The following is a 15,988-nucleotide window of genomic DNA, read 5'->3' as shown; positions in this document are numbered from 1 at the left end:
AAACGATGGACAAGTTCACCACGCTGAGCGGCGTCGCCGCGCCCCTGCCGATCGTCAATATCGACACCGACATGATCATCCCGAAGGATTATCTGAAGACCATCAAGCGCACCGGTCTCGGCACCGGCCTGTTCGCCGAAATGCGCTACAACGAGGACGGCAGCGAGAATCCGGATTTCGTTCTCAACAAGCCGGCCTACCGGAACGCCAGGATCCTCGTCGCCGGCGACAATTTCGGCTGTGGCTCGTCGCGCGAACACGCGCCCTGGGCGCTGCTCGATTTCGGCATCCGCTGCGTGATCTCCACGTCGTTTGCCGACATTTTCTACAACAACTGCTTCAAGAACGGCATCCTGCCGATCGTCGTCTCCCAGGAAGATCTCGACAAGCTGATGGACGACGCCGAGCGCGGCTCCAACGCCACGCTGACGGTCGATCTCGAGGCGCAGGAAATCCACGGCCCCGACGGCGGCGTGGTCAGGTTCGATATCGACGCCTTCAAGAAGCATTGCCTCCTGAACGGCCTCGACGACATCGGCCTGACCATGGCCAAGGCAGCGAAGATCGACAGCTACGAAGCGAAGCTGGCCGAAAACCGCCCCTGGGCCTGACCCGCATCATCGGGATTTTACCGGACGGCCGGAGGCATTCACCTTCCGGCCGTCTTTTTTGCGGCCCCGTTCGCGCGGCAGAGGAGGCTGGAATGCAGACACCGAAACGATTTGTGACCGCCTGCCTTCTCGGCATGGCGCTGGCGTCGCCCGCCCTGGCGCAGGATACGCCGCCCGAGGAACTTCCCTTTGCCGGCGGAACGCTCACGATCGCCGAAACTCCCGATTACGAAAAGGTCGTCAGCTACAACGGCAAGGAAATCGGCCGCGACTTCCAGGCCTTTTTCGACCGCACCGCGAATGTCGCCGGCACCGATGTCGCCCTGATCTCGATCGGTCCCGGCGGCAATGCCTGCGGTGCCAACACGCTTATCGTCTGGCCCGACGGAAACGGCGGCGTCAACACCGATTCACTGCCCGGCGATTGCGGCTGGCCGCTGCCGGCCGTGTCCGACTACGCGATCATCTTCGCGCCCTGGGTCGGACCCGGCGAGGAGATGCCGGTCCGCCGCTGGACGCCGCAGGACGGTTTCCGGACCGCCGGCATGCTGCGCTTCGTGCCCGAACCCGGGACCGGCTGGGACGACCTTGCCGCCAAACCGGCGATCCACCCGGAGGCATATTTCTCCAACCAGGAATTCTACGGTTACGCGTTGAAAACCCTTGGTTCCGATCTCGCCGAATATGCGCTTGGGCTTCGCGTTTCTTCCGAAATGGAAAAGATCGCCGACGGAATTTACGCGACATCCGGTTGCGTGCCGCACAATTGCGGCGGCGCGGATTCGCTGCTGGTCGTCGATCTCGATGCACGGAAAGCATGGTTTGCGCAGATTCGCGGCAACGCGGTCGCGCAATGGCCGAATCCCGCAAACTGGCCCGATATGGCACGCGGAGAACTGAAGCGCCTCGCTATCCCCTGACACTGCGGAAGCAGCCGCCCACCGACATTGACACGGCCTTTTGCTTAAGCGCAAAAAGGGGCTGGGGGGACGGCCGGCTTTTGCCGGCCGCTGCAACAATCGAGGTGAGGGATGACGGCAGTACTGGACACGACGATACGCATTATCGCCGACAAGGCCGGCATCGAGCCGGAGACAATCAAGCCCGACACCGCTCTGACAGACCTCGACATCCAGTCGCTTGATCTCGCCGAAATCATTTTCGATCTCGAGGACGAATACGACATCGAGATCGACATGAACGCGGCAACCGCGTGGGACAACCTCAAGACGGTGTCCGACGTCGCCCATTCCGTTGCGGAGATGGTCGCCAAGGCAGCTGAATGAACAGGAAACGCGTCGTGGTCACCGGCATCGGTGGCCTGTGCTGCCTCGGCAAGAATGCCCCGGAAATCTGGAATTCCATGCGCAACGGCGTCTGCGGAATCGGTCCGCTGACGATACCCGACAAGCATGACCTGAAAACCGCCATCGCCGGCCAGATCGCGGAGCTGCCCGAGCACGATTTCGACAAGCGCAAGCTGGTCTCGATCAGCCGTTTCGGCTTGCTCGCGGCGCTCGCCGCCGGTGAGGCGCTGCGCCAGGCCGGCCTGGACGCGCGCGAACGGCCGGACATGCGCATCGGTTCGGTCATCGGCGTCGGCGTTTTCGGCGGCGACGCGATCGAGGAGGCGTATCGCGCCATCTTCCTTGAAGGCAAGAAACGCACCGACATCTTCGCCGTCCCCAAGGCCATGCCCGCCTCCGCGGCGGTTCACACCAGCATGATCCACGGCCTCAAGGGCCCCGTTTACGGCGTCACCTCGGCCTGCGCGTCCTCCAATGACGCGTTTTCGACCGCGCTCGACATGCTGCGTGCCGGCCGCGCCGACGCCATCGTCGCCGGCGGGTCGGATGCTTCGCTTTCCTACGGCATCGTCAAGGCCTGGGAATCCATGCGCATCCTCGCAAAGACAGCCTGCCGGCCGTTTTCGGCGGACCGCGAGGGCCTGGTTCTCGGCGACGGGGCAGGGGTCATGGTCATGGAAACGCTCGAGAGCGCCGAGCGCCGCGGCGCGCCGATCCTGGCCGAGATCGCGGGCGCGGGCCTGTCGGCGGACGCCAGCGACATCGTCGCGCCGACCGTGGAAGGGCCGGCTTCCGCGATGCGCGACTGCCTGGCCGATGCCGGGCTGGACCCGGCCGACGTCGACTACATCAACGCCCACGGCACCGGGACGATGGGTAACGACCGCATCGAGACCCAGGCGATCCGGGAAGTTTTCGGCAAGCATGCCGACGCGCTCTCCGTTTCCTCGACGAAATCCATGCACGCCCATTGCCTCGGCGCCTCCGGCGCGATCGAGGCCATCGCCTGCCTGCAGGCGATCCGCGACGGTATCATTCCGCCGACGGTGAACTACTCCGAGCCCGATCCGGAATGCGATCTCGACGTGACGCCGAATGTCGCGCGCCAGCGCAAGGTCTCGGTGGCCATTTCGAACGCTTTCGCCTTCGGCGGCGCCAATTCGGTGATCGCCTTCAAGGCCGTCTGATCAGGCGCAATCCTCGACGAGCGCCAGCGGCTGGTCCGGCCTTGCCGCGCCCCTGACGTGATCGCAGACCGCCGCATGCACGCCCGGATCCTTCAGCACCCGCCGGTGTCCGAGCCCGCTCGTCGTATGCAGGGCGACATGCCGTCCGGCGCGCGCCATGCGCAGCGCATCGGCATAGAGCACGTCGGTATCGTCCATGTCGTGGACGACGAGCACCGGCCGGTCGTAATCCTTCAGCTGGTCGGACGCGACGAACAGATCCAGCGACTGGCCGAGAATCGTCAGGACCTTGCGCTCCAGCGCCGCCTGCGCCGCTTGCGGCAGGCCGGCTCGCCGGCCGAACCAGCGGAAGAAAGCCGGCATCGAATTCGGCGCGGCGATCATCACCAGCGTGTCGGGCCGGCGCGCCGGGATGCACATCGCCGACCCGAGCGCCGCGTTGAGCGCGACCGCGCCGCCGAAGGAATGGCCGATGAAGGTGTCGAACGGTCCATAGTGGCGCCAGGCCGCGTCGACCGCCGCGATGCCCTTGCCGAGATGCAGGTGCCGCCCGGTCGAGGCGCCGTGGCCCGGCAGGTCGACGAGGACGGCGTCGATACCCTGTTCGTTGAGCGATTTCGCCAGCGCCAGCAGGTGCAGCGAGCGGGAGTTCCAGCCATGAACAAGCAACGCCTTGCGGCCGTCCGGGTGCTCGGCCGGGAGATGCCATGTCGCGACAAGCCCGCTCGGCGTCTGCAGCATCAGCGGCTCCATGCCTTCCGGCATGCCGCCGGCAAGCACCCTGCCGCGCGGCCGGGCGGTGCGGCTGAAGATCCGGAACGCGTAATCCGCCGTGGCGTTCGGCCAGCGCGTTCCGCAATATGCGATCAGGCTCTTTGCAATCCGGTCTCGCGCGTGCAACATCGCGTCAGATCCTTTATGTTCAATATTGAACAGAATAGTACAACCATGAACGAAAAGCAAGAAGCCAAAACGAAACCGGCGATGTGGGAGAACTCGCGATTCAAGAACTGGGTCGCGGTGGCGCGCGCCTGCCATCTCGTCCAGCAGGAACTCGCGCGTCAACTGAGGCCGCTCGATCTCAAGACCCCCCATCTCGACATCATGGTGAACCTCGTGCGCAGCGCCGGCATCAGCCAGCAGGATCTCGCCCGGAAACTGTTCGTCGGCCGCTCCAACATGACGATGCTGTTGCCGCAGCTCGAAAAACGCGGCCTCGTCGAGCGCCGGGCCGACCCCGCCGACAAGCGCGTGCTGCGCCTCTATCTAACCGCGGAGGGCCGCGCGCTTGCCGACCGCGCGATCGTCATCCAGGCGGCGATCATCGACGACATGATGTCGGCGACGACGCCCGAGGAGTGCGAGATGGTCGGTGATGCGATGCGCCGCATCGTTGCCCGCCTGCTGGAGATGCAGTCCGCCGCCGAAGAAACCGAAAGTGAGTGACATGTCCGACCGCAGGCTGATTTCCACCGGCTCGCCCTTCGAGAAACAGGCCGGCTATTCGCGCGCCGTCGTCCAGGGCGGCTGGTGTTTCGTCTCCGGCACGACCGGCTACGATTACGAGACCATGACGATGCCCGATGACGTCGAGACACAGACGGCAAACACCCTCGCCACGATCGACCGGACGCTCGCCGAGGCCGGGTTTTCGCGCGCCGACATCGTGCGCGCGCAATACACCGTGACCGATCCCGCTTATGCCGACAAGGTTTTCCCGATCCTCGGCGAATTTTTCGCCGGCATCAGGCCCGCCGCGACCATGGTCGTCGCCGGGCTGATCCGCCCGGAGATGAAGGTCGAAATCGAGGTCACGGCGTTCAAGGGCTGACGAAACGCCGCACCACAAGCCCTGTTCCGCCATGCTTGCGCCATCGCGGTTGAATTCCCGCCGCACTGCCTCTATGCCGTCTCCCGATCATTCATTCCATCAGGTATCCCATCCATGACGACACGTTCCCTCCTTCTCCTGCCCGGCGACGGCATCGGTCCCGAAGCCATGGCCGAAGTCCGCAAGCTGATCGGCCACATGAACGAAACCGAGAACACGGGTTTCGTGATCGACGAGGGTCTCGTCGGCGGATCGGCCTATGACGCGCACGGCCAGGCGATCTCCGAAGAAGACATGGAAAAGGCGATGGCGGCCGATGCCCTGTTGTTCGGCGCCGTCGGCGGCCCGAAATGGGATGGCGTGCCCTACGAGGTTCGCCCGGAAGCCGGTCTCCTGCGCCTGCGCAAGGACATGGCCCTGTTCGCCAATCTGCGCCCGGCGATCTGCTATCCGGCGCTTGCCGCCTCCTCGTCGCTGAAGCCGGAAGTCGTCGAGGGTCTCGACATCCTGATCGTGCGCGAACTGACCGGCGGCGTCTATTTCGGCGAACCGAAACAGATCATCGACCTCGGCAACGGCCAGAAGCGCGGCATCGACACGCAGGTCTACGACACTTTCGAGATCGAGCGGATTGCCGGCGTCGCCTTCGAGCTGGCGCGCACCCGCTCCAACAAGGTCTGCTCGATGGAAAAGCACAACGTCATGATATCGGGCGTCCTGTGGAAGGACGTCGTGACCGAGATCCACAAGGCGAAATATTCCGACGTCGAGCTGACCCACATGCTGGCCGACGCCGGCGGCATGCAGCTGGTGCGCTGGCCGAAGCAGTTCGACGTCATCGTCACCGACAATCTGTTCGGCGACATGCTCTCCGACGTCGCCGCAATGCTGACCGGCTCGCTCGGCATGCTGCCGTCGGCCTCGCTCGGTGCGCCCGACCCGGTCACCGGCAAGCGCAAGGCGCTTTACGAGCCGGTGCACGGCTCCGCGCCGGACATCGCCGGCCAGGGCATCGCCAACCCGATCGCCATGATCGCCTCCTTCGCGATGTGCCTGCGCTACTCGTTCAACATGATCGCCGAGGCCGACCGCCTCGAAAAGGCGATCTCGCAAGTGCTGGACCAAGGCCTGCGCACCGGCGACATCATGTCGGAGGGCTGCACGAAGGTGACGACCTCCGAGATGGGCGACGCCGTGCTGAAGGCCTATGCCGGCGCCTGACGCCATCACCGTCCGCTGGGCGGAATCCAGCGATCGCGACGCGATCGCCGGCCTGGTGGAACAGACCAAGCGCCACTATGGCGAGGAAACGGAAACCGCCGCGGAAATCGGGACCGCTGTCGCCGGCTGGCTCGAGGCGAAACCGGGCAATGCCCTTTTCGTTGTTGCCTTCGTCGGCGGCGCCGCGCAGGGCTATGCCAGCGTCGCGGTGACGCCGCCGGCCATGGGGCTGGCCGCCGCGCTCTACCTGAAGGAACTGTTCGTTTCCCCGACGGCGCGCGGCCGCGGCGTCGGCCACGAGCTGCTCGTCTTCCTCGCGGAATTCTGCCTCGCCGAAAATATTGAGCGCATCGACCTGACCACCGCGACCGGCAATGATGCCGGGATCCGTTTCTACGAGCGCGAAGGCGCGGCGATCCAGCGCCAGAAGGTCGCGCTGCGCTTCGAGACGCCGAGCCTCGAAAGGCTGGCCGCCGCGCGGGGCAAAGCGCGCTAGGCAATGTTCGACGCGCCGGCCGCTGCCGTCTGAGCCGGTCAGCCGGAACCGCGGATCTCTTCCATCTGCTTGTGCAACGCCGGCTGCCATTCGCCGGTTATCTTGCGCACTTTCGCGATATAGGCCTCGTTTTCCGCGACCGGGATCGCGGGATCGTAGACATCCGCCACCTCGACCATGGACCTGCGGTCCGTCTCGTCGAAAGCCGCAGCCATCGCCCGCGCGTGATGGCTTTCGATGCCCAGCGCTTCGAAGGCCGACCGGCCCATGCGGATGGAGCTGTCATAGGTTTCGCGGATGATGTCGCGGCAGCCGGCGAAATAGAGGTCGTAGACGTGGTCGCGGTCAACCGCGCGGGCCATCACGTGCAGGTTCGGATAGTTCTGGAGAAGATATTTTGTCAGCTCGGTGATCTGATCGCGTTCGTCGATGGCGATGACGAACAGTTTGGCCCGCTCCACGCCCGCAGAGTGCAGCAGGTCCGGCCGCGTGGCATCGCCGTAATAAACCTTAACGCCAAAGCGCCCGAGATTCTCGATCGTCCTGGAATTGTAGTCGATCACCGTCGCCTTGTAGCCGGCGGCATTGAGCATCCGCTCCACAAGGCCGCCCACCCGGCCGCGCCCGGCGATGATGATGTGGTTGTCCTCGTCGATGGCGTCGGCCTCGCGCTCCTGATCCGCGGAGAATTTCGGCGCGATCACCCGGTCGTACAGGATAAAAAGCGCAGGCGTCAGCAGCATGGACAGCGCCACCACGAGCAGCAGCTGGTCGCCGATCGCGGCGGGTATGACGGCGTTGGCGACCGTAAACGAGAGCAGCACGAACCCGAATTCTCCGGCCTGCGCGAGGCCGAGCGCGAACAGCCAGCGATCCGTGCCGCGCAGCTTGAATGCCGTCGCCAGCACATACAGCACAAGCGCTTTCGTCAGCATCAGGCCGAGCGTGAGCCCGACGGTCAGCGTGAGATTTTCCGAAAGCAAGCCGAAATTGATGCCGGCGCCGACGCTCATGAAGAACACGCCGAGCAGCAATCCCTTGAACGGGTCGATATCGGATTCCAGCTCGTGCCGGTATTCGCTGTTCGCCAGCACGACGCCGGCGAGGAAGGTGCCGAGCGCCGGAGATAGGCCGACCAGCGACATCAGCAATGCGATTCCGATAACGATCAGCAGAGCCGTCGCCGTGAACAACTCGCGCAATTGCGCGCTTGCGATGAAGCGGAACAGCGGCCGCGTCAGGTAACTGCCGATGATGACGACGACGCCGATCGCCGCCAGCGTGACGAGCGCCGTCTGCCAACCGTTCAACCCGGCGACCAGGCTCATCGCGTCGCCGTGACCGGCCGCTTCCGCACCGCCCGCCGCCGCATGTTGCGCGTCGACCAGCTCCGGCAGCGCCAGCAGCGGGATCAGCGCAAGCATGGGAATGACGGCGATGTCCTGGAACAGCAAAACCGCGAAGCTGGACTGGCCGCCGTCGCTGCGCATCAGCCCCTTCTCGTTCAAAGTCTGCAGGACGATCGCGGTGGACGAGAGCGACAGCACCAGCCCGATGGGGAGCCCCACCGTCCATGGCTCGCCGAGCGCCATTGCGGCGAGCATGACGGCGAGCGCTGTCCCGAGCACCTGTACGCCGCCGAGACCGAGCAGCCTGGCCCGCATTTGCCACAGCAGTTTCGGCTCCAGTTCCAGCCCGACGAGGAACAGCATCATCACGACGCCGAATTCGGCGAAATGCTGGATCGACAAGACGTCGACGCCGAGCAGCGCCAGCACCGGCGAGATCGCGATCCCCGCGATCAGATAGCCGAGTACGGAACCGAGCCCGAGGCGCGTGGCGACCGGAACGGACAACACCCCCGCTACGAGAAAGACGAAGGCAAGCAGCAGAAAATCGGTCATCGGATCATCCCCTCCGGCGGCAATTACGCAAGTCTGCCCAAAATGGGGCGGCTCGCAACGGAATATAGCCGCCCCGCGTATTTTGTCCGGGACGCCGGCAACAGGGCACGGATTGACGTTGCAGAAGCGGTCTTGTCTCGCCACCGGGACATGGAATGAGGGCGTGTTCCGCTTCCACGCGCGCCATGCCGCCGCTATTCAGAAACAAAAGTCGCCCTGCGTCTCGATGCGGCGAGCCTTTCGCGGCTTGCCGGAGAAGTCCGGGCGGCAAATACGCAAGCGTCCGGCGAAAACGCCGGGCGCCTTTGAGAAGCTTATTGCCAGGTGGTGAAGCCGATCGACAGGGTCTTCGGCGAACCGCCGGAAATCGCGTTGATACGGAATTGCGAAACGCGGCCTTCATTGGTGCGCGCGCAAATGTAGCTGCCGACCGGGAGATCGCTCAGCGAGACGCGCTCGGTCGTCATCCGGGCCGCAGCGCAGCCGACGGCGCCGCGGTTGGAGCGGTTGCCGACGCCGATTTTGGCGCCGTTGCGGGGCACGAGATAGAGCAGGGCCCGCGTTTCGGCCTGGAACCAGAAATCCGCACCCGCCTGGGTCACCGCGCCGCGGTCGAGATCGAACAGGTAGGTTTGCGGAATGTCGAGGCCGCCGGTCGCCACGGTGCGCGGACCGCCGCCCCCGCCCGAGGCCTGGCAGTTGAAACCGCCGCGCGCCGCCCGGCAGGTCTGGCCGCGCGGCTGTTCGCGCTGGACGCTGCCCGACGATCCGTAGATGCACAACAGGGCCGGATTGCCGCCGATATTCTGGATCTTCGTCTCCGACAGCCGGTTGACCTGCGGTGTCGTCCACCAGCCGGACGGCAAGGGATCGGTGATCGTCCGGCGCGCCTGCTCGAGCGGACAACGCAGGAAATCGGCGCTCGCGGCACCGGTCGCTCCGGCAAGAAGCGCGGCGGCAATCGCAATTTTGGCAAATAGGCGCATGGTATCCTCCTGTGTGCGGGCGGATTTCCGCCGGCTTTGGCCCCAGCGTGCCATCGACGGGCGCGGCCCGATGTGCCCTCGCGCACAGCTCGGCGATTGACTTTTTCGCCGCACTGCATCAAAACGCGGCCACCATGAGCACTACAGCGTCGAAAACCACCAAGACGATCTGACCGCTCCGCCCCACACTCTCCCGGGGGCGGGATGAGTGGTGCTTGCCAATGCAAAGGGGAGAGAGGAGCAAAGAGAAAAGCCATGGGCTTCGTAATCGCTATCGTTGGCGCAACCGGCAATGTCGGTCGCGAAATGCTCAATATCCTGGAAGAGCGCGGCTTTCCCGCCGACAAGATCGTGCCGCTCGCATCGCGCAAGTCGATGGGTCAGGAAGTCTCTTATGGCGACAAGCTGATTAAGGTTCAGGCGCTGGAGAACTACGACTTTTCCGAGACCGATATCTGCCTGATGTCGGCGGGCGGCAATGTCTCGAAGGAATGGTCTCCGAAGATCGCCGCCAAGGGCTGCGTCGTCATCGACAACTCGTCGGCCTGGCGCTACGATTCGGACGTTCCGCTGATCGTGCCGGAAGTCAACGCCGACGCCATCTCGGGCTTTACCAAGCGCAACATCATCGCCAATCCGAACTGCTCGACCGCCCAGCTCGTCGTCGCGCTGAAGCCGCTGCATGACGCGGCGACGATCAAGCGCATCGTCGTCTCGACCTACCAGTCGGTCTCCGGCGCCGGCAAGGAAGGCATGGACGAGCTGTTCACGCAGACCCGCGCCGTCTTCGTCTCGGATTCGCTGGAAAACAAGAAGTTCACCAAGCGCATCGCCTTCAACGTCATCCCCCACATCGACGTCTTCATGGAGGACGGCTACACCAAGGAAGAGTGGAAGGTTCTGGCCGAAACCAAGAAGATGCTCGATCCGAAGATCAAGGTCACCTGCACCGCCGTGCGCGTTCCCGTCTTCATCGGCCATGCGGAAGCGGTCAATATCGAGTTCGAAAAGCCGATCTCGGCCGACGAGGCCCGCGACATCCTGCGCGAGGCGCCGGGCTGCATCGTCATCGACAAGCACGAGGACGGCGGCTACATCACGCCCTACGAGAGCGCGGGAGAGGACGCGACCTTCATCAGCCGCATCCGCGAGGACGCGACCGTCGAAAACGGCCTCAACATCTGGGTCGTCTCCGACAACCTGCGCAAGGGCGCGGCGCTGAACACCGTCCAGATCGCCGAACTGCTGGTCAACCGGCACCTGATCCAGCCGAAGAAGCAGGCAGCGTAAGTTATTGCTTACAAAAAGAGCGCGCAGGCCGGGAGGGAAACCTTCCGGCCTTTTTCATGCCTCCGCCACCGCCTTCTCGACCGGGAAGATGATCGGCAGGTGCTGGGCGACCTGGTTGATGCACAGATAGACATCCTCCTCGGGCGAGCCGCAGCAAGTCCCGTGGAAAACCGGGAAGGGGCTGGATAGTTATGTTGATATCAATATAGTTGAAAAATGCCAAAACAGCACCCATTCCCCCGCGAAGCAACGCTCGAAGTCCGCGACAACTGCCTGTGCCTGCATCTGCAGCGCGCCGCCCGCGTCGTCGCGCGCCGTTTCGACGAGGTTTTCCGCCCGCTCGGCCTGACCAACGGGCAGTTCTCGCTGCTGATGTCGCTGAACCGGCCGGAACCGCCGGTCATGGGCGACGTGGCGTCGCTTCTGGCGATCGACCGCACCACGCTGACGGCGAACCTGAAACCGCTGGAACGCCGCGGTCTCGTGACGGTCTCGCCCGATCCGAAAGACCGCCGCAGCCGCCGCCTCGCCCTGACCGACAAGGGTCACGCGCTTCTCGCCGAGGCCTACCCGCTGTGGCGCGCCGCGCATCGCGATCTGGAAAGCCTGATCGAAAGCGCCGACCGCCTGCGCGCCGACCTGATCCACCTGTCCTGACGATCTCGCCACGAAAAAGGGCCGGCTGGTTTCCCGGCCGGCCCTGCTTCTGATCTTGCGCTCCGCCTATTCGGCGGCCTTCGGAAATTCCTCGAAGGGTTCCGCCGGCTCGGATTGCGCCGGGCCGGATGCCGGTGCGGCTTCGCCCGCCTCGGTATCCTGCGCCGCGCCCTTGGGCTTGCGGCGGAACATCTTGGCGAGCAGGCTGCGCTCGTCGGCGTTCCAGGCGTTGTCGCGCGTAAACAGCATCAGCGCCGACGGCGTCACGACCAGCGTCAGCATGGTCGAGAAGGCGAGGCCGAAGACGATGGCGCTCGACAGCGCGATCCACCACTGCGTCGACGGCGCGCCGACAGTCACCTCGTGGCTGAGGATCGCCAGATTGACGCCGAAGGCGATCGGCAGCACGCCGAGGATCGCGGTGACCGCGGTCAGCATGACCGGGCGCACGCGCTCGCGGCAGGTTTCGAGCACTGCGTCCAGCTTGTCCCAGCCTTCCGATCGCAGATGCACATAGGTGTCGATCAGCACGATATTGTTGTTCACCACGACGCCCGCCAGCGCGATCGTGCCCACCGCCGTCATGACGATGACGAACGGCATCTGCATCACCAGCAGGCCGAGCAGCACGCCCACCGTCGACATCACCACGGCGGTCAGCACCAGCCACACATAGGTGAAGCGGTTGAACTGCGCCAGCAGCAGCGCGAAGATCAGGAAGATCGCCACGCCGAAGGCCTGGCCGAGGAAGGCCGAGGCTTTCGCGCTTTCCTCGTTCGAGCCGGCCAGCTTCCAGCGGACGTTTTCCGGCAGGTTCAGGGTCGGCAATGCCTTGGCGACCTTGGCCTGCATCTCCGCGTCCTGCACGCCTTCGACGAGATTCGCCGAAACCGTGATGGTGCGTGTCGTGTTGATCCGCTTCAGCGTGCCGAGGCTGCGCGCCGGTTCACGGCTGACGAAATTCGACAGCGGCACCGCGCCCTGCGCCGTCTCGATGCGCAATTGGTCGAGCATGGACAGCGTGCGCCGGTCCTCCGGCAGCCGCAAGCGGATGTCGACGGCATCGTCGGCGCCCGCGGGGCGATAATCGGAGAGTTTCAGGCCGGTGGTCACGAGCTGCACGACGGTGCCGACCGAACCCGGACCGATGCCGTATTTCGCGGCCTCGGCGCGGTTGACCTTGAGCTCCCAGTCGATCGACGGCGGCGGCAGGCCGTCCGACAGGTCGATCACCTCGGGGAGCGTGCGCAGATAGTTCGCCACCGTTTGCGCCGCGCCGTCCAGACCTTCCGGATTCTCGGCCGAAAGCTCCACCTGGATCGGCTTGCCCTGCGGCGGGCCCGCTTCGGGAACCGAGACCTCCGCCTCGATGCCGGGCAGGCCGCGCAGCGCGCCGCGCAGATCGGTCAGGATTTCGCTCGCGCCCTTGCGTTCGCGCCAGTCGACGAATTCGTACTGGATCGTGCCGATCACGTCCTCGTCGACGCTGCCGCCAAAGCCGCCGCCATTCGAGGCCCCGACGCGGGTATAGACTGTCTTGATGCCCGGCCATTTGAGCATGCGGTTCTCGACCATGCGCACCGCTTCGTCCTGCTCGTCGAGCGACAGGTTGCCGCGTGCATGCACATAGACCAGGCCGTAATCCGGTTCGACGTTCGGGAAGAACTCCGTGCCCTTGTTGTATTTCGCGAAGGCGACGACGATCGTCACCATCAGGATCGCGACCAATGAAAGCGTGATGACCGGATGCCGCACCGCCTTCTTGACGACCATCATGTAGAGGCCGTCCGGCTTGCGCGGTTCGACATGCGCCTTCCCGAAGATCGAGCCGAGCGTCGGCGCGAAAAACAGCGCGTAGAGAATCGAGGCCGAAAGCGTCGCGATCAGCGTGATCGGGAGATAGCCCATGAACTCGCCGACGATGCCGGGCCAGAACAGGAGCGGCGAAAAGGCCGCGATCCGGGTCGCAGTCGCCACGACGACGGGGCCGAACATGCGCCGCGCCGCTTCCGCAAAGGCCGGGCCGGAGGCCGTGCCCTCCGTCATGCGCCGTTCCGCATATTCGGTCACGATGATTGCGTCGTCGACGAGCATGCCGACCGCGAGGATCAGGCTGAACAACACGACGATATTGACCGTGTAGCCGGCGACCGAGAGCGCGAGGATGCCGATCAGGAACGAGGTCGGGATCGCCAGACCGATCAGGACCGAAGAACGGATGCCGAGGAAATACAGGATGACGATGAAAACCAGAATCACCGCGGTCAGCACCGAATTCTGCAGGTCCTCGAGCATCGTGCGGATGTCCTTGGACTTGTCCTGGCTGTAGCTGACCTGGACACCGGCCGGGAGCAGCGACTTGAACTCCTCCGCCGCCGCTTTCACGCCGTCGACGGTCTCGATCAGGTTCGCGCCGGTGCGCTTCGACACCTCGATCGCGATCGCCGGCTTGCCGTTGAGACGGGCAATCGACGTCGCGTCCTCGAAGGTCGAGCGGATCGTCGCGAGGTCGCGTGCGCGCACGACGGCGTTTCCGCTTGCCGCGATCGGCAGGTTGGCGACGTCCTCGACGGTTTCGATCAGCGCCGGAACCTTGACGGCGTATTTGCCCTCCTGGCCCTGCAGCGTGCCCGCCGCGACCAGCTGGTTGTTGGCGTTGACGCCGCCGATCAGGTTGTCGAGCCGGAGATTGTAGGAGGAGAGTTTCACCGGATCGATGTTTACTTCCACCATTTCGTCGCGCGAGCCCTGAAGCTTGGCTTCCAGGACGCCCGAGACTTCCTCGAATCGGTCACGCATTTCCTTGGCGGCACGCGTCAGAACCCGCTCCGGCGCGTTGCCGGAAAGCGTCACCACGAGGATCGGAAATTCGGAGATGTTGACTTCATTGACCGACGGCTCGTCGGTCCCGGCCGGAAATTCCCGCTTGGCGTTGGAGACCTTGGATCGGACGTCCTCGAGCGCGGACGACAGATCCGCGCTCGGCTCGAACTCGATGATCACATTGCCGCCGCCCTGGTAGGAGTTGGACGTGATCTTGTCGATGCCCTTGATGTTCTTGACCTGGGTCTCGACCGGCCGCACCAGCAATCGCTCGGCGTCCTCCGGCGAAATGCCCTGCAGCGCGAGACTCACATAGATCACCGGGATCTGGACGTCGGGTTCGGCTTCCTTGGGAATGTTGAGATAGGCCACCGTGCCGGCGACCAGGAAGAACACCAGCGCGGTGATCGTCAGGCGCGCATTCCTGACGGCGATTTCGAGGAAACTCATCATCGTCACATGGCTCCCGTGGTCGCTTCCTCGACCAGCCGCTTGATGGTTTCGCCATCGGCCTCGACGGGATGCACCTTCGCGCCGTCGCCAACGAAATTCTGCCCGGCGACGATCACCCGCGCGCCCTTGGGAATTCCGCCGAGAATCAGCGCGCCCGTCGAATCGTCGACAATGTCGATCGGATGGAACTCGACCTCATCCTTGTCATTGACCGTCCGCACGCCGAGTTCGCCGGCATCGTTCAGCGCCACAACCGAGCGCGGCACCGGGGTCGACAGCACCGGATCGCCGCGCAGGATGACTTCCGTCGTCATGCCGGCCGGAATCTTCAGATCGGGATTGGGCACCTCGACCTCGACCGTATAGGTGCGGGTCGCGGCCTGTGCGGCGCGGCTGACATAGCGGATCGTGCCGCTCACGATTTCGCCGGTGACCAGACGCAAATCCGCCCTGGCGCCGACACGCACCACGCCGAGATCGCTTTCATTGACTTCGCCGACACCGATGATCGGATCGAGCGCGATCAGTTTAGCGACCGGCGTCCCGCCGTCCACCGATGCGCCTTCCTCGACACTCAGAACGTCGATCACCCCGTCATAGGGCACGACCACGTCGAGCCGGTCGAGTTCCGCCTGCGCCGCTTCGAGCTGGCTCTCGGCGGAACGCAGTGCCGACACCGCGACATCGCCCTGCAGCGTCGGCAGGGTTCCTTTTGCGACAAGGCTCTTGGTCGCCTTCGCCTCGGCCTTGCGCTGTTCGAGCAGCTGCGCCGCGGTCCGTACCGCCGCGTCGCGGCCTTCCGGTGCGATCCGCAGGATCACGTCGCCCTGCTTGACGACATCGCCCTGCTTGACGTCGAGCTCGCCGATGATCCCGCCGGCGCGCGCCGTCAGCGTGGTCGACTTGTCGGCCTGGGTGACGCCGGAAATCTTGATCGAACGGGCGTGCTGGATTTGCGGAATCACCGCCACGCCGACCGTCTGCAGCGCCTCGGCGGCATCAGCGGAATTCTCCGTCGCTGCCGCTCCGGTCTCCGCGGTTTGCTCGCCTTCGTTCCCCGCCGCGCTTCCCACGAAGGAAAATTCGCCGGTCGCGATCCAGGCGGCCGAGCCCAGGAAAACAAGTATGGCCAGATAACGATTGATTTTCATGTTCGTCTCTACAGGTCATCGGAAAAGGCGGGCGCGGCGCATTTGGTGTCAAATGGCCGCAGGCCAGTCCT

The 15,988-nt window shown here is 64.6% G+C and carries 15 protein-coding genes; 10 read left to right on the top strand and 5 right to left on the bottom strand.

Going from position 1 to position 15,988, the window contains the following annotated elements; translation table 11 throughout:
- The first annotated feature begins 5 nt into the window (after positions 1 to 5).
- The 4 genes from leuD (at position 6) to IG169_RS01470 (ending at position 3,105) form a co-directional block, all read left to right on the top strand.
- Positions 6 to 611, top strand: coding sequence for a 3-isopropylmalate dehydratase small subunit (gene leuD, locus IG169_RS01485; protein ID WP_193174366.1), 606 nt, complete (start codon positions 6 to 8; stop codon positions 609 to 611).
- A gap of 92 nt (positions 612 to 703) precedes the next feature.
- Positions 704 to 1,531 (top strand): Ivy family c-type lysozyme inhibitor, encoded by an 828-nt coding sequence (locus IG169_RS01480; RefSeq protein ID WP_193174365.1) that lies wholly within the window; start codon positions 704 to 706, stop codon positions 1,529 to 1,531.
- A 111-nt stretch (positions 1,532 to 1,642) separates the two neighbouring features.
- Positions 1,643 to 1,897, top strand: a complete 255-nt coding sequence (locus IG169_RS01475) for a phosphopantetheine-binding protein (protein WP_193174364.1) — start codon at positions 1,643 to 1,645, stop codon at positions 1,895 to 1,897.
- The gene (locus tag IG169_RS01470) at positions 1,894 to 3,105 is read left to right on the top strand and encodes a beta-ketoacyl-[acyl-carrier-protein] synthase family protein (protein ID WP_193174363.1); all 1,212 of its coding nucleotides are present in this window, start codon (positions 1,894 to 1,896) and stop codon (positions 3,103 to 3,105) included. The genes IG169_RS01475 and IG169_RS01470 overlap by 4 nt, the downstream gene beginning before the upstream one ends.
- Here the strand turns inward: IG169_RS01470 and IG169_RS01465 are convergent, their stop codons facing one another.
- Complete coding sequence (locus IG169_RS01465) at positions 3,106 to 4,008, bottom strand: alpha/beta hydrolase (RefSeq protein WP_193174362.1); 903 nt, start codon at positions 4,006 to 4,008, stop codon at positions 3,106 to 3,108.
- A gap of 15 nt (positions 4,009 to 4,023) precedes the next feature.
- On the opposite strand from IG169_RS01465, the gene IG169_RS01460 reads away from it, so the two are divergent.
- The 4 genes from IG169_RS01460 to IG169_RS01445 all read left to right on the top strand — a co-directional run bounded on the left by IG169_RS01460 (position 4,024) and on the right by IG169_RS01445 (position 6,653).
- Positions 4,024 to 4,551 carry a MarR family winged helix-turn-helix transcriptional regulator gene (locus IG169_RS01460; protein WP_193174361.1) on the top strand — a complete coding sequence of 176 codons (528 nt, stop codon included), beginning with the start codon at positions 4,024 to 4,026 and terminating at the stop codon, positions 4,549 to 4,551.
- A 1-nt stretch (position 4,552) separates the two neighbouring features.
- Positions 4,553 to 4,936, top strand: coding sequence for a RidA family protein (locus IG169_RS01455; RefSeq protein WP_193174549.1), 384 nt, complete (start codon positions 4,553 to 4,555; stop codon positions 4,934 to 4,936).
- Between the two features lie 114 nt (positions 4,937 to 5,050).
- Positions 5,051 to 6,157 carry a 3-isopropylmalate dehydrogenase gene (gene leuB, locus IG169_RS01450; RefSeq protein WP_193174360.1) on the top strand — a complete coding sequence of 369 codons (1,107 nt, stop codon included), beginning with the start codon at positions 5,051 to 5,053 and terminating at the stop codon, positions 6,155 to 6,157.
- Positions 6,144 to 6,653: a GNAT family N-acetyltransferase gene (locus tag IG169_RS01445; protein WP_193174359.1), complete on the top strand. Its 510-nt coding sequence runs from the start codon at positions 6,144 to 6,146 to the stop codon at positions 6,651 to 6,653. The genes leuB and IG169_RS01445 overlap by 14 nt, the downstream gene beginning before the upstream one ends.
- A gap of 38 nt (positions 6,654 to 6,691) precedes the next feature.
- On the opposite strand, the gene IG169_RS01440 is transcribed toward IG169_RS01445, so the two are convergent.
- On the bottom strand, positions 6,692 to 8,557 hold the full coding sequence (locus IG169_RS01440) for a cation:proton antiporter domain-containing protein (protein WP_193174358.1): 1,866 nt from the start codon (positions 8,555 to 8,557) through the stop codon (positions 6,692 to 6,694).
- 314 nt (positions 8,558 to 8,871) lie between these two features.
- Positions 8,872 to 9,543, bottom strand: a complete 672-nt coding sequence (locus tag IG169_RS01435) for a hypothetical protein (RefSeq protein ID WP_193174357.1) — start codon at positions 9,541 to 9,543, stop codon at positions 8,872 to 8,874.
- A 255-nt stretch (positions 9,544 to 9,798) separates the two neighbouring features.
- Between IG169_RS01435 and IG169_RS01430 the strand changes: the two genes are divergently transcribed.
- Both IG169_RS01430 and IG169_RS01425 read left to right on the top strand, forming a co-directional pair.
- Complete coding sequence (locus IG169_RS01430) at positions 9,799 to 10,833, top strand: aspartate-semialdehyde dehydrogenase (RefSeq protein WP_193174356.1); 1,035 nt, start codon at positions 9,799 to 9,801, stop codon at positions 10,831 to 10,833.
- A 216-nt stretch (positions 10,834 to 11,049) separates the two neighbouring features.
- Positions 11,050 to 11,490, top strand: a complete 441-nt coding sequence (locus IG169_RS01425; RefSeq protein WP_193174355.1) for a MarR family winged helix-turn-helix transcriptional regulator — start codon at positions 11,050 to 11,052, stop codon at positions 11,488 to 11,490.
- Between the two features lie 66 nt (positions 11,491 to 11,556).
- On the opposite strand, the gene IG169_RS01420 is transcribed toward IG169_RS01425, so the two are convergent.
- Positions 11,557 to 14,763 (bottom strand): efflux RND transporter permease subunit, encoded by a 3,207-nt coding sequence (locus IG169_RS01420; RefSeq protein WP_193174548.1) that lies wholly within the window; start codon positions 14,761 to 14,763, stop codon positions 11,557 to 11,559.
- A 5-nt stretch (positions 14,764 to 14,768) separates the two neighbouring features.
- Positions 14,769 to 15,917, bottom strand: coding sequence for an efflux RND transporter periplasmic adaptor subunit (locus tag IG169_RS01415; RefSeq protein WP_193174354.1), 1,149 nt, complete (start codon positions 15,915 to 15,917; stop codon positions 14,769 to 14,771).
- Positions 15,918 to 15,988 lie beyond the last annotated feature (71 nt).

Source organism: Oricola nitratireducens (assembly GCF_014904745.1).
GTDB lineage: Bacteria > Pseudomonadota > Alphaproteobacteria > Rhizobiales > Rhizobiaceae > Oricola > Oricola nitratireducens.
Note: the sequence above shows the minus strand (reverse complement) of the source record. Positions and strands in the feature narration are given on the sequence as shown.

Coding starts and splice junctions, on each gene's coding strand:
- leuD (WP_193174366.1), top strand. CDS start 6: ATGGACAAGTTCACCACGCTGAGCGGCGTCGCCGCGCCCCTGCCGATC.
- IG169_RS01480 (WP_193174365.1), top strand. CDS start 704: ATGCAGACACCGAAACGATTTGTGACCGCCTGCCTTCTCGGCATGGCG.
- IG169_RS01475 (WP_193174364.1), top strand. CDS start 1,643: ATGACGGCAGTACTGGACACGACGATACGCATTATCGCCGACAAGGCC.
- IG169_RS01470 (WP_193174363.1), top strand. CDS start 1,894: ATGAACAGGAAACGCGTCGTGGTCACCGGCATCGGTGGCCTGTGCTGC.
- IG169_RS01465 (WP_193174362.1), bottom strand. CDS start 4,008: ATGTTGCACGCGCGAGACCGGATTGCAAAGAGCCTGATCGCATATTGC.
- IG169_RS01460 (WP_193174361.1), top strand. CDS start 4,024: ATGTTCAATATTGAACAGAATAGTACAACCATGAACGAAAAGCAAGAA.
- IG169_RS01455 (WP_193174549.1), top strand. CDS start 4,553: ATGTCCGACCGCAGGCTGATTTCCACCGGCTCGCCCTTCGAGAAACAG.
- leuB (WP_193174360.1), top strand. CDS start 5,051: ATGACGACACGTTCCCTCCTTCTCCTGCCCGGCGACGGCATCGGTCCC.
- IG169_RS01445 (WP_193174359.1), top strand. CDS start 6,144: ATGCCGGCGCCTGACGCCATCACCGTCCGCTGGGCGGAATCCAGCGAT.
- IG169_RS01440 (WP_193174358.1), bottom strand. CDS start 8,557: ATGACCGATTTTCTGCTGCTTGCCTTCGTCTTTCTCGTAGCGGGGGTG.
- IG169_RS01435 (WP_193174357.1), bottom strand. CDS start 9,543: ATGCGCCTATTTGCCAAAATTGCGATTGCCGCCGCGCTTCTTGCCGGA.
- IG169_RS01430 (WP_193174356.1), top strand. CDS start 9,799: ATGGGCTTCGTAATCGCTATCGTTGGCGCAACCGGCAATGTCGGTCGC.
- IG169_RS01425 (WP_193174355.1), top strand. CDS start 11,050: ATGCCAAAACAGCACCCATTCCCCCGCGAAGCAACGCTCGAAGTCCGC.
- IG169_RS01420 (WP_193174548.1), bottom strand. CDS start 14,763: ATGAGTTTCCTCGAAATCGCCGTCAGGAATGCGCGCCTGACGATCACC.
- IG169_RS01415 (WP_193174354.1), bottom strand. CDS start 15,917: ATGAAAATCAATCGTTATCTGGCCATACTTGTTTTCCTGGGCTCGGCC.